Raw genomic sequence first — 12,275 nt, forward strand, 5'->3', positions numbered from 1 at the left:
CGGGGCCGGTCAGCGGAAGCCGATGAGCCGTTCGGACATCGCGATCATGTCGTCGATGTAGGACTGCTGTTCCTGTCTCGGGGCGCCGAGCAGACGCAGGGCGCCGGCGCGTTGCGCGTCGGCGAGGGTGCGGGCGATGCGTTCGGGTGGCGCGCACGGGAGCACCTCGCCGGTGGCGTTGATGCGCTCGACGAACCGCACGTAGCGGCCCACGAGGCGTTCGCGCACGCTCTCCCACTCGGCGCCGACCTCCTCGTCGAGGCGGGCGCGGTGTTCGATCAGCTCGAGGATGCGGCCGTTGACGTAGACGGACTCGATGAAGGCGCGGGTGGTGGTGCGCAGCACCCGGCGCAGGTCGTCCACCGCCCGCCCCTCCATGTGCTGGGCGTCGAGGAACTGCCGGCACACGAGGGTGGCGAGCGCGCGGAACACCTCCTCCTTGGAGGAGAAGTACGCGTAGAAGGTGGCGCGGGAGACGTCGGCGCGGCCGGTGATCACCGCGACGGTGGTGCGCTCGTAGCCGAGTTCGCCGAAGCAGTCGCGGGCGGTCTCGAGCAGGGCCTGCCGGCGCGGGCCGTCGCTGTCGCGCCGGGCGGACCGGGCCCGTTCCTGGGCTTCGCTCGTCGTCACCCGCACAGCATGCGTTGACGTTGACGTCAATGTCAACGGCGGACGCCGCGCTCGTGTCGCTCCACGCCGCCGGGCGGGCGCGGGCTCAGGACCCGCTGCGGCCCTCGGGGTGGGACGGGGACGATCCGGGCGAGCTCACCGGCCGGGGCCAGGGGCGCCCCGCCAGACGCTCGATGTCGGTGTTGAACCGTTCGAGCCAGCGGGCGAACTCGGCGACCTCGGCGGGATCCCAGTCGACCAGCACCCGCTCGAGCCCGGCGACGGAGCGGGCGCGTTCGTCGTCGAGGCGACGGACACCCTCCGCGGTGATGCGGAACTTGCGCGCGACGCCCCCCTCGGGGTCGGGGATGCGCTCGGCGAGAGCTGCGCCGGCCGCATCCGCTCGTGGACCTGCGGGCCACCGCCCGGCCCCAGGCGCTGCCGACCAACGCCGCCTCGGTCGTGGTGGGGTTCGGGATGTACGCGCAGTCGCTCATCGTGCCGCAGCTGCTGCAGCTGCCCGCCGAGACCGGCTACGGCCTGGGCCGGTCGATGCCGGCCATGGGACTGTGGATGGCACCGGGCGGCCTGGTGATGATGGCCGTCTCACCGATCGGCGGAAAATTGTCCGCGACCCGCGGCCCGAAGGTCACCCTGTTGATCGGATGCCTGGTCATCGCCGCCGGCTACGGGGTGTCCCTGCTGCTCATGGGCTCGACGTGGGGCTTGATGCTCGTCGTCTGCATCGGCAGCGCCGGTGTCGGCTTCGCCTACGGGGCCATGCCCGCGCTGATCATGGGTGCGGTGCCGCAGTCCGCCACGGCGTCGGCGAACAGCGTCAACTCCCTGATGCGCGCAGTGGGCACCTCGGTGTCGGCGGCGGTGGTCGGCGTGGTCCTGTCGCAGATGAGCGTGCCGGTCGGCGGCTACAGCCTGCCGACCGAGGGCGGGTTCCGCACCGGGATGCTCATCGGCTGCGGTGTCGCCCCCGTCGCCGCCGCCGTCACCCTCGCCATCCCCGTCGCCCGGCGGCCGAGCCTCGAACCGGTGCGCGAGCCCGCCGCGGCCCGGGTGTGAGCCGACCCGGTTTACGCAACACGGGTGTTCTCGAAATGCACCGCACACCAACGAAATCCGCTCGGCCACTACCCTGTTCGCACACCCGCCGCACCACTACCATGGTCTGCATCCCATAGTGGACAACCGTCCTCCGGAAGGATCGATCATGACCACGATGGAAATGCCGCACGTCACCGAGTGCAGCGTCGGCACCTGCTCCTACAACCACGACGGCTGCCACGCCTACGCCATCAACGTCGCCGGGCACAACGGCAGCGCCGACTGCGAGACGTTCATCCCGCTGTCGACCAAGGGCGGCCTGGACACCGTCACCAGCAGCATGGTCGGCGCCTGCCAGCGCGCCGACTGCGTGCACAACCAGGATCTCGAGTGCACCGCGAGCGAGATCCGCGTGGGCGGCACCGGCAGCGGAGAGCACGCGGCCAACTGCCTGACCTACCGAGCCCGGTAGGTTCCGCCGACCTCACCGCCGCGGCCGCATCAACGTGCGCACCGCGTCCGTCAACGCGGCCGCCGACAGCTCGGGACTGATCGCGCGCTGCAGGCCCAGGCCGATGCCGAGCCCGAGCAGCATGGCCGACGCCTGCCCGGGATCCATCGTGGGCGTGACGTCGTACCGGTCGGCGAGCGAGCGGATCAGCTCGGCGATGAGCGTGCGCACCCCTTCGGCACCCGCCGCGATGCGGGACCGGATCTCCTCGTTGTGCCGGGAGCGCACCGAGAACTCGATCTCGAGCAGGGTCCAGCGCCGGTCGCCGATGGTGCGCTCGGCCCACACCCCGAACGCGGTCACCACGTCGTCGAGCGTCGCACCGGCCGCGAGCGTCGCGGCGATCTCGCCCATGCGCTCGGCCCGGATCCGATCGAGCACCGCGAAGCACAACTCGTCCTTGTTGCGGAAGTTGGAGTACACCGCACCCTTGGAATAACCGGCGTCCTCGGCGATCTGGTCGAGGGACGCCGCGGCGTAGCCGCGCTCGAGGAAGTGCTCGGCCGCCGTGGCGAGCAGATCCTCACGGGTGCGTGCCTGAGTCTCCTGGCGGGTCGGTCGTGCCACGACTCGACGGTACCGGAGCGGCCGAAGTTCGGATACTGTGGTTATCCGGATACCGACGGTATTCGAATGGGGATCACGGGAGACGAGGGGACGACGCGATGGACGAATACCGGGTGGTGGTGATCGGCGCCGGGATCTCCGGCATCGGCGCGGCGATCGCGCTGCGACGGCGCGGGATCACCGACTTCGTCGTCCTCGAGAAGGCCGGGACCCTCGGCGGCACGTGGCGCGCCAACACGTACCCCGGATGCGCCTGCGACGTGCCCTCGCTGCTGTACTCGTACTCCTTCGCCCGGAACCGGGACTGGAGCCGAATCTTCGCCGGGCAGAACGAGATTCGCGACTACATCGAGCACACCGCCGACGCCCGCGGCGTGAGGTCCCACGTCCGGTTCGGGATCGAGATGCTGCGCGCGGACTGGGACCCGATCGACGCGCGCTGGACCCTCGAGACCACCGGCGGGACCGTGCGGGCGCGGTTCCTCGTCGCCGCCGCGGGACCGTGGAACGAACCGCTCGTACCCGACATCCCCGGTCTGTCGCAGTTCCCCGGCGAGGTGTTCCACTCGGCGCGCTGGAACCACGACTACGACCTGCGCGGCAAGCGCGTGGCCGTCGTCGGCACCGGAGCCTCGGCCGTCCAGTTCGTCCCCGAGATCGCGCCGGACGTCGCGCGGCTGCACCTGTACCAGCGGACGGCGCAGTGGGTGCTGCCCAAGCCCGACCGCCGGCTGTCGGGGTTCGAGCGCCGGCTGCTCGCCCGCGTCCCGGGCGCGCGACGACTGGTCGAGGCGACCGAGTACGCGCTCATGGAGGCCCTCGGCCTCGGCTTCCGGCACCCGTGGCTCATGCGGCAACTGCAGTGGATCGGCCGCGCCCAGCTGCGGGCGCAGGTCCGCGACCCGCGGCTGCGCCGCGCCCTGACCCCCGACTACACCCTGGGCTGCAAGCGGCTGCTCATGTCGAACACCTACTACCCCGCCCTCACCCGCCCCCACGTCGAGGTCCACCCGAGCGCGGTGCGCGAGATCCGCGGCTCCACCGTGATCGCCCAGGACGGCAGCGAAGCCGAGGTCGACGCCGTCGTCTTCGGCACCGGCTTCCACATCCTCGACATGCCGATCGCCGGCCGGATGTTCGACGGACAGGGACGCAGCCTCGACGAGCACTGGCAGGGCAGCCCGCAGGCGTTCCTGGGGTCGTCCGTCGCGGGCTTTCCCAACGCGTTCGTCCTGCTCGGCCCCAGCCTCGGCACCGGTCACACGTCGGCGTTCCTCATCCTCGAAGCCCAGCTCGAGCACGTCGCGACCGCGATCGACACGGCGGTGCGCCGCGGCTGGCGCACCCTCGAGGTGCGGCGCGACGTCCAGGACGCCTTCAACGACGAGGTCCAGGCCGCCCTGCCGGGCACGGTCTACAACTCCGGCGGATGCCGCAGCTACTTCTTCGACGCCAACGGCCGCAACAGCTTCAACTGGCCGTGGTCGTCGGCCGCGCTCCGTCGCCGGGTGTCGGCGTTCGACCCGGGCGTCTACGCCGTCACGCGCGACGACGAACCCGTGCCCGCCGGGTGATCCGTGTCCGCCGGTGATCCGTGCGCCCGGCGGTCCTCGGTGCCCGGATGGCCGGCGTACCGTCGGGTCATGGCCCGCAGGTCCGCCACCCGCCGCCGTCCGCCCCCGTCGGACGGCTACCTGTACGAACCCAGCGAGCGGCGGGTCCGCGGAACCTGGGCCGGTCACACCGTGGTCGACACCATCCGCGCGCTGCTCGTGTGGCCGCCCGGCCATCCCGTCCCCTTCTACCTGTTCCCCCGCGACGACGTGCGCACCGATCTCCTCGCGCCCGCCCCGGCACCGGGCGACAGGAACGACGTCGCGCGGTGGTTCGACCTGACCGACGACGAGACCCGGGCGCCCGCCGCGGCGTTCGTGCTCGACGTCGCGGGACTCGAGGAGTACATCGGCTTCGAATGGTTCGGCCGCCGGGGAGCGGGCATCGAAAACTGGTACGAGGAGGACACGGAGATCTTCGTTCATCCCCGCGACCCGCACCACCGGGTCGATGCGCTGCCCAGCAGCCGGCACGTGCAGGTGTCCATCGCCGGCACGGTCGTCGCCGAGACCCGGAACCCGGTGCTGCTGTTCGAGACCCACCTGCCCGTGCGGTACTACATCCCGCCCGCCGACGTCGACTTCTCGGTACTCGAGGAGACGGAACTGCACACGTCGTGCCCCTACAAGGGTACGGCCCGGTACTGGAGCTTCACCGGAACGCCGCGGGCCGAGAACGTCGCCTGGTCGTACCCGGATCCCCTCCTCGCCGTCGCACCGATCGCCGGCCACGTCGCGTTCTACAACGAGGCGGTGGACCTCGTCGTCGACGGCGTTCCCGTCGCGCGTCCGGGCGGCTGACCGCGCCGGCTCACCGCTCGAGCCGGATCCACGGGCCGCCGTCCCCCGCGGCCCGCAACCGAGTGCCGAAGATCGCCGACGACTCCTCGAGCGCCGCGCGCAGCCAGCGCTCCTGCGACTGCGTGACGTGTTCGAGCCGCATCCGCCGCGCCCGCACCGGCATCATCCGCAACTCCCGCAGCTCCCGCGAGTCCGCGTCGAACGAGACGACATACAGCAGGCGCAACTCGTCGCGGAAGCGCTCGTAGCCGCCGATGCCCTCGTAGTCGTTGATCAGGTCGCCGCACCCGTACAGCACCGGCTTGCCGCGGTAGACCTCCAGCGGCCGCGGGTGATGGGACGAATGCCCGTGCACCACATCGACGCCGCCGTCGATCAGACGGTGCGCGAACCGCACGTGCTCGTCCGGCACCGCGTAGCCCCAGTTGGATCCCCAGTGCACCGACACCACCACCACATCGCCGGCTGCACGGTCGGCGTCGATCCGGGCGAGCAGCCCGTCGGCTCCCGCCTCCGACACCTCCGGCAACAGCGCCACCCCGGGCCGCGTCGCCGTCGCGGCCCACCACGGGGCGATCCCGCTCGACACCGCGCCCACCGACCACACCCGCACCCGGCACGCCCCGACCGGGACCGTCGCCGGCCGCCACGCCAGCCGATCGTCGCCGCCCGCGCCGGCGAGCCGCAGTCCCGCCGCCGTGAGGACCTCGACGGACTCGCGCAGACCACGGACGCCGAAGTCGAGCACGTGATTGTTGGCCAGGGTGCACACGTCGACCCGTGCGACGGTGACCACCTCGACGTTCGCCGGATTCATCCGGTAGTGGATGCCCTTCTCCGGCGCGTAGTCCCGCGACGTGGTCACGGACGTCTCGAGGTTGACGATCCGAACGTCCGGGGCGCACTCGTCGAGCACGGACAGCGCGATGCCCCACGGCCAGTCGTATCCCGCGGGCCGCGGAATCGCGCCGCTGCGGGTCTCGGCGAGTTCGACGTAGTCCCGGGCGTCCTTCACGTAGGACTCCCGCAGCGTGGGACCTCCGGGGTGCGGGAGGATCTGGTCCACACCCCGGCCGGTCATCACGTCTCCGGCGAGGAAGAGCGTCACCGTGCCCGGCACACCTGCGACAGTAATCCCCGGCCCCCGGATCCGTCGCGCGTCCGCGGGCACAGGTCAGCCCGACGCGTAGCTCGGCTGCTCGGTGACGTCGCCGAGCACGACCAGCGTCGCGAGGGTGTTCTCCCACCGGATCCGGGCGGCGCCGACCGTCGCCTGCACGACGGTCCCGTCCGGGCGGCCGAACTCGCACAGCTGCCCGGTCCGGTCGTGCAGCGAGCGGACGGTGACGGAACCGTCGGGCCACGTGCCGCCGGTGAAGATCTCGTGCAGCGCCCGGTCCTCCACGTCCCGGGCGTCGACGCCGAGCAGCGCGGCAAAGGTGGGATTGGCGTAGGCGATGGCGCCGCCGTCGCGCACGGCGATGATGGGGACGGGCAGCAGATCGAGGACGGCGGGCAGGGGCAGCGGCGCCAACCGGTCCGGCAGGTGCGCCCAGGTCGCGGCCTTGGCCCGATACAGATCCAAGTCGGCGTCGTGGTAGAGGTCCATGGGGTCGCTGACGACGCCCGCCGCGACCCCGAAGCTGACCGGCACGGGATTCGCGCGGGCCATGTCCTCGAGCACCGCGCGCCCCTCCTCTTCGTCCGTGTCCGGGAGCACGACGAGGAATTCGTCGCCGCCGAGACGAGCCAGGATTCCACCGCGCGGCACCTGTTGCGCCCACGCCCCGGCGGCATCGCGGAGCAGTGCGTCACCCGCGGGATGCCCGTGCTCGTCGTTGAACGCCTTGAATCCGTCGACGTCGAGCAGGCCCAGGCAGACCCGGGTACCACGGTCGCGCGGCCGCGAGCGCAGTTCGAGGTCGAGACCCGCGCGGTTGCGCAGGCCGGTGAGCGGATCGCGGGTCGCCGCGTTCACCAGCAGCCGTCCGACGGCCCCGAAGATCGCCCCGGAGCCGAGCAGGGCGGCGGCGACGATCACGTAACCGACCCACAGCAGGCGCGTCGGGGCGACGGCCGCGGCGCCGAGGGTCGCCGCGGTGAGCGCCCCGATCCACAGGACGGCCTGCCGCGGTGGCCAGAACGCCGCGAGATACATCGACAGGAACATCGATCCCATGACGCTGATGAGGATGCGGGAGGGATCGACGTGGAACGCGATCACCGCCGGCATCGCGACGACCGCGCACGCGGTGGCGGCGACGATGGGGGTGCGTCCCAGACGCCGCGGCGCCCACCGCAGGATCACCAGCCCCGCGATGCCCAGCGCCAGCGCCGAGGCCATGCCGGCGAAGCTGCCGGATCGGGCGATGGCCGGATCGAGCAGGGCCGCAACGATTCCTACCGCGACGAGCCCGGTGCTGACCGCCAGGTACCACACGAGCAGACGGCGCCGCTGGACCCGGAGGTTCTCCGTCGCACCGTGCAGCACCTGGCGATCGCCCACACCCGGATTATCGCGTTCGTCGCACCGCTTGTGTCCCGCTCGGCGAAATGCCGGCCGTCACCGGCCCGGCAGCCACTGCATCGCCTTGACGAAGGGCGGCATCACCTTCGACCACAGCTTCGGCGGAACCCCACGGGGCCCACCGAGATTCATCACCCGGGTGGTCGCGATCGTCTGCGGCTCGGTGTACTTGATCAGGCCCTCGGCGCCGTGCCGGCGGCCCATACCCGAGATGCCCATGCCGCCCATCGGCGCGTCGGTGCTGCCCCACGCCGGCGCGTAGCCCTCGTCGACGTTGACGGTGCCCGCCCGCACCCGCGCCGCGATGGCCTCGCCCTGCGCCTTGGTGCCCGCCCACACGCTGGCATTGAGCCCGTACTCGGTGTCGTTGGCGCGACGGATCGCCTCCTCGACGTTGTCCACCGGGTACACCGACACGAGCGGACCGAACGTCTCCTCCCGGTAGCACTCGGCGTCCTCGGGGACGTCGGTGAGCACCGTCGGCTCGTAGAACAGGGGGCCGAGATCGGGCCGGGCCCGGCCGCCGGCAACGACGGTGGCACCCTTGGCGACGGCATCGTCGACGTGCCCGGAGACGGCCTTGACCTGGGTCTCGTTGACCATGCTGCCCATTTCGACGCCGTACTCGTAACCCGGCCCGAGGGTCATGTTCCGCACCCGCTCGCCGAGCATGCGGAGGAACTCGGGGGCGACGGACTTCTCCACGTAGATCCGTTCGATGGAGATGCACAGCTGCCCGGAGTTGGAGAAGCACGCCCGCACGGCCGCGTCGGTGACCTCGCGCAGGTTCGCACCGGCGGTGACGATCATCGGGTTCTTGCCGCCGAGTTCGGCGGAGAAGCCGATGAGGCGGCGGCCCGCCTGCTCGGCGAGGAGGCTGCCGGTCTGCGAGGAGCCGGTGAACATGAGGTAGTCGGCGTTCTCGACGAGGGCGGTGCCCACGACGGAGCCGGGCCCGGGCACCACGGCGAACAGGTCGCGCGGCAGGCCGGCCCGGTAGAGCAGTTCGACGACGGCCAGCGCGCAGTAGGGGGTCTGGCTGTCGGGCTTGAGGACGACGGCGTTACCGGCGAGCAGGGCGGCGATCGCGTCGGAGACGGCGAGGGTCATCGGGTAGTTCCACGGGGCGATGACCCCGACGACGCCCTTCGGGTGGTAGCGCACGGTGGTCTTCGTCAGGCCGGGAAGCATACCCGTGGCGCGGCGGGGACGCAGCAGCCGGGGCGCGGTGCGCGCGTAGTAGCGCGCGGTGAGGGCGATGTCGAGGACCTCCTCCTGCGCCGACGCGCGGGCCTTGCCGGTCTCGGCCTGGGCCATGTCCATCAGCTCTTCGCGGTGGGCCAGCACCAGGTCGTGGTAGCGGTGGAAGATCTCGGCGCGTTGCTCGACGGAGCGGCGGGCCCAGTCGGCCTGCGCGACGCGGGCCCGCTCGAGGGCGGCCCTGGCGTCGTCGGCGGTGCCGATGGGAACCGTCGCGAGTTCACGACCGGTGAAAGCCTCCACGACCGAGCGGGTGGGACGGCTCGCTGCGTCCGGGATGGCGATGAGCTCGGCCAACCGTGCGAAGGTGGCGGCGCTGGGAGCAGGCATGTCGTACCCCTACTGGTGAGTAGTTCTTGCAGTTACACCAACCTACCGCGCGGCGTGGTGCTTGTCACAGAGCGGGCTGTTCGCCGCCCGGCAGCCCCGCTAGCCTGAGGAGATGGACCCACCGGTCACCCGGTATCTTCCGCGCGACGGCCACGGCCTCGCGTACCAGGTGGTGGGTGAAGGCCCGGTGGACGTCGTGTGGTTCCTCGAGATCCAGACCCACCTGGACCTGATGTGGACCGACCCCCACCTGCACTACCTGATCGAACGCAACGGCACCTTCGGCCGCTCGGTGTACTTCCAGCGCCGCGGGATCGGGCTGTCCGATCCGCTGGACCGGGTGCCCAGCCTCGAGGAGCAGGCCGACGACGTGCTGGCCGTGATGGACGAGGTGGGGATGCGCCGGGCCACCCTCGTCGGCGTCGCCAGCACCTGCGGACCGCAGTGCCTCGTCGCCGCCCGCGCCCCGGACCGCGTCGCCGGCCTGGTCCTCGTCCAGCCGTTTGCCGAGCGTCTCCTCGGCGGCGACGGTGAGCCACACGGATGGACGCCGGTGCGGCGGGCGGAGTTCGTCGACAACTGGCGGACCGTGGGCCGGGAGTGGGGTTCCGGGGCCTCGGTCCGGATGTGGGAGCACCACGCCGACAACCCCTACAACCGGCGGCTGATGGCGATGCTCGAACGCTGCTCCGCGACACCGACCACGACGCAGGCGCACCTCGAGTGGATCTTCCGGCTCGACTACTCCAGCGTCCTGCCGTCGATCCAGTGCCCGGCCCGGGTGCTGCTCCCGGCCGCCAGCCCCGTGCCCCGCGCCGCCGCCGAGTTCGTCGCGCGGCAGATCCCCCGCGGTTCGTTCCACCTGTTGCCGAACGCCCTGCCCGGCGCCTCGCTCGGGGAGGCGTGGCGGCCGATCCTCGACCACGTCGAGGAACTCGCCACCGGGATGCAGCATCCCGTCGACGCCGACCGCAGCCTCGCGTCGCTGCTGTTCACCGACATTGTCGGCTCGACGAAACTGCTCGCCCGTATCGGCGACGGCGCCTACCGCGACCTGCGCGCCGCCCACGAACGACGGGTCCGGGCCGAGGTGGAGCAGGCCGGCGGCCGGCTCGTGAAGGTCACGGGCGACGGGACGCTGAGCCTCTTCGACGGCCCGGCCGCGGCCGTGCGCTGTGCCGCGCGGATCCGCGACGACGCCCGCGGCCTCGGCATCGAGATCCGGGCCGGCGTCCACACCGGCACCGTCGAGCACGCCGGACCCGAGCTGACCGGATTGTCCGTGCACATCGGGGCGCGCATCGGCGCGACCGCCGGTCCCGGCGAGATCCTGGTCTCCCGCACCGCCCGCGACCTCGGCACCGGCTCGGGCCTGAGGTTCGCCGACCGGGGCCGGCACCGGCTCGCCGGGGTGCCCGGCCGATGGCAGCTGTACGCGCTCACCGACGCGATCACGGACCCGCCCCCGATCGCGCACCGGTCCCTCGACCTGTCCGTGCTCGACCGGGCCGTGCTCCGCACCGCCCGGCGCGCACCGCAGGTGCTGCGGGCGGTCGCGGCTCTCGCCCACGCCCGGCAGCACCGGCAGGCGCGGTGATCATGGAACGGAAGACCACGATCACCCGTGCGTGACCCTCGTGTGAATCAGCAGGCGAGGTCTCGGTGGCGGGCTCGGCCTGCCAGGCTTCGGTTGTGATGAGGCCGGAACCGGGACGGCGCTACCGATCCGGTTCCCCAAGATCCGGCCCTGCGAGTCAGCACTGAGCAGGATCGCCGTCGGTGGCCGCGAGCGACTCGGCGGTGCCGGGCGAGACAGCCAGTAGATCGTTTCCTGCAGTGATTCCAGATCGTCGACCGACATCAGGACCGCGGCCGGTTTGCCGTACCGGGTGATCGCGATGACGTCGTGCGTGGCTTCGTCGCTGTCGACCAGCGCCGAGAGCTTGTCCTCGGCTTCGCCGAGCGGCACCTCGTGCACGAATATTGCCCTCATGCGCACCCGGTAGCAGGATGGCGGCGACACCGCGCCCCGCCGCCGCCCAACGGCTGGTCCCCGAACGCCGAACCGTACGGAGCCGTTGTCGTGCGCTATTCAACGAAGACCATCGGTCAGTTCCGGACGGTCTCGACGACCTCGCCCCACTCGGACGCACCCTGCACCGACGCAGAGCCGACGGGCTCGCCTGCGTCGACCACCGCGCCTCGAACGGACCCACCGCGGCGATCAACGCCCGACTCGAAGCACTGCCCCGTCACGCCCTCCGATTCGGCAACCCGACCCCACCGGATCCCGTCACTGCCGCACTGCGGCAACCTCACCCGCGCGATCGAGGCACTCCAGGACCGGAAGAGCCCGTACAGCGGCACCATGGGGCCATGGACACCGCGCCGGAACCCGCTATGCCCGACACTCGCGACTGGACCTTCGTGCTCGACGGAGGGTGCCCCGAGTGCGGGTACACGCTGCACGATCCGGCCACGACCGGTCAACGCTTGCGCGCCGGCGTGCCACGCTGGCAGGCCGTGCTGCGACGGCCGAACGTCGCCGAGCGTCCCGCTCCGAGGGTGTGGTCGACGCTCGAGTACGCCTCCCACGCGCGCGACCTCATCGCCGTCCTCGGACAACGAGTGCGGGCGATGATCACCGAGGACACCCCGACGTTCGCCGATTACGACGGCGAGGCCGAGGCGATCCGCCGGCGGTTCTGGGCGGCAGATCCCGCCGCCGTGGCCCAGCAGATCGCTTCACGCACCGACGAGACCGTCAAGATCGTCGAGGGCGTCGAAGACTGGCGGCGCGACGGCCTGCGCAGCGACGGCCGCAGGTTCACCATCGCGCAGTTGTGCCAGTATCTGCTGCACGACGTCGAGCACCATCTGCACGACGTCGCGGGCTGATCCGGCCGAGCCGCGTAGTGGTGGGGTCCTGGACCGAGCGGCGCGGCGGTGGTGTACCGGCAGCACCGAGCCGACCTGCTCCGTGCGCGCGACCCGTGAC

At 71.7% G+C, this 12,275-nt stretch carries 11 protein-coding genes and 2 pseudogenes; 6 read left to right on the forward strand and 7 right to left on the reverse strand.

The features are described 5' to 3' along the window. Positions 1-9: 9 nt before the first annotated feature. Both AIIKEEIJ_RS07645 and AIIKEEIJ_RS32920 read right to left on the reverse strand, forming a co-directional pair. Entirely contained in the window at positions 10-636 is a 627-nt protein-coding gene (locus AIIKEEIJ_RS07645; RefSeq protein WP_161995345.1) for a TetR/AcrR family transcriptional regulator, read from the reverse strand. Positions 637-715: 79 nt separating this feature from the next. Beyond that, on the reverse strand, positions 716-874 hold the full coding sequence (locus tag AIIKEEIJ_RS32920) for a hypothetical protein (protein WP_238406244.1): 159 nt from the start codon (positions 872-874) through the stop codon (positions 716-718). 116 nt (positions 875-990) lie between these two features. Here AIIKEEIJ_RS32920 and AIIKEEIJ_RS07655 point away from each other — a divergent pair. Together AIIKEEIJ_RS07655 and AIIKEEIJ_RS07660 are read left to right on the forward strand one after the other, a co-directional pair. After that, positions 991-1,686 (forward strand): annotated as a pseudogene (locus tag AIIKEEIJ_RS07655) (MFS transporter); the annotation flags it as partial. Positions 1,687-1,834: 148 nt separating this feature from the next. Next, positions 1,835-2,140, forward strand: a complete 306-nt coding sequence (locus AIIKEEIJ_RS07660; RefSeq protein WP_006935328.1) for a DUF1540 domain-containing protein — start codon at positions 1,835-1,837, stop codon at positions 2,138-2,140. A 12-nt stretch (positions 2,141-2,152) separates the two neighbouring features. On the opposite strand, the gene AIIKEEIJ_RS07665 is transcribed toward AIIKEEIJ_RS07660, so the two are convergent. After that, the gene (locus AIIKEEIJ_RS07665; protein ID WP_065923230.1) at positions 2,153-2,746 is read right to left on the reverse strand and encodes a TetR/AcrR family transcriptional regulator; all 594 of its coding nucleotides are present in this window, start codon (positions 2,744-2,746) and stop codon (positions 2,153-2,155) included. A 98-nt stretch (positions 2,747-2,844) separates the two neighbouring features. Here AIIKEEIJ_RS07665 and AIIKEEIJ_RS07670 point away from each other — a divergent pair, with 98 nt between their 5' ends. Together AIIKEEIJ_RS07670 and AIIKEEIJ_RS07675 are read left to right on the forward strand one after the other, a co-directional pair. Next, positions 2,845-4,320 (forward strand): flavin-containing monooxygenase, encoded by a 1,476-nt coding sequence (locus AIIKEEIJ_RS07670; RefSeq protein ID WP_065923231.1) that lies wholly within the window; start codon positions 2,845-2,847, stop codon positions 4,318-4,320. 69 nt (positions 4,321-4,389) lie between these two features. Beyond that, positions 4,390-5,160, forward strand: coding sequence for a DUF427 domain-containing protein (locus tag AIIKEEIJ_RS07675; protein WP_161995346.1), 771 nt, complete (start codon positions 4,390-4,392; stop codon positions 5,158-5,160). Positions 5,161-5,170: 10 nt separating this feature from the next. Here AIIKEEIJ_RS07675 and AIIKEEIJ_RS07680 read toward each other — a convergent pair whose 3' ends face one another. From AIIKEEIJ_RS07680 to AIIKEEIJ_RS07690, 3 genes are read right to left on the reverse strand one after another with little or no spacing between them, the layout of a single operon-like run. Then, positions 5,171-6,280 carry a CapA family protein gene (locus AIIKEEIJ_RS07680; protein ID WP_161995347.1) on the reverse strand — a complete coding sequence of 370 codons (1,110 nt, stop codon included), beginning with the start codon at positions 6,278-6,280 and terminating at the stop codon, positions 5,171-5,173. A gap of 54 nt (positions 6,281-6,334) precedes the next feature. Continuing rightward, entirely contained in the window at positions 6,335-7,666 is a 1,332-nt protein-coding gene (locus AIIKEEIJ_RS07685; RefSeq protein ID WP_161995348.1) for a diguanylate cyclase domain-containing protein, read from the reverse strand. Between the two features lie 57 nt (positions 7,667-7,723). After that, positions 7,724-9,277, reverse strand: coding sequence for a succinic semialdehyde dehydrogenase (locus AIIKEEIJ_RS07690; protein ID WP_050034323.1), 1,554 nt, complete (start codon positions 9,275-9,277; stop codon positions 7,724-7,726). 112 nt (positions 9,278-9,389) lie between these two features. Between AIIKEEIJ_RS07690 and AIIKEEIJ_RS07695 the strand changes: the two genes are divergently transcribed. Continuing rightward, positions 9,390-10,874: an adenylate/guanylate cyclase domain-containing protein gene (locus AIIKEEIJ_RS07695; RefSeq protein WP_029546914.1), complete on the forward strand. Its 1,485-nt coding sequence runs from the start codon at positions 9,390-9,392 to the stop codon at positions 10,872-10,874. Positions 10,875-11,031: 157 nt separating this feature from the next. Here AIIKEEIJ_RS07695 and AIIKEEIJ_RS32925 read toward each other — a convergent pair. Then, a pseudogene (locus AIIKEEIJ_RS32925) lies at positions 11,032-11,255 on the reverse strand (type II toxin-antitoxin system Phd/YefM family antitoxin). 398 nt (positions 11,256-11,653) lie between these two features. On the opposite strand from AIIKEEIJ_RS32925, the gene AIIKEEIJ_RS32930 reads away from it, so the two are divergent. Further along, on the forward strand, positions 11,654-12,175 hold the full coding sequence (locus AIIKEEIJ_RS32930) for a DinB family protein (protein WP_238406245.1): 522 nt from the start codon (positions 11,654-11,656) through the stop codon (positions 12,173-12,175). Positions 12,176-12,275 lie beyond the last annotated feature (100 nt).

The organism is Rhodococcus sp. YH1, assembly GCF_009939605.1.
Classification (GTDB): Bacteria; Actinomycetota; Actinomycetes; order Mycobacteriales; family Mycobacteriaceae; genus Rhodococcus; species Rhodococcus aetherivorans.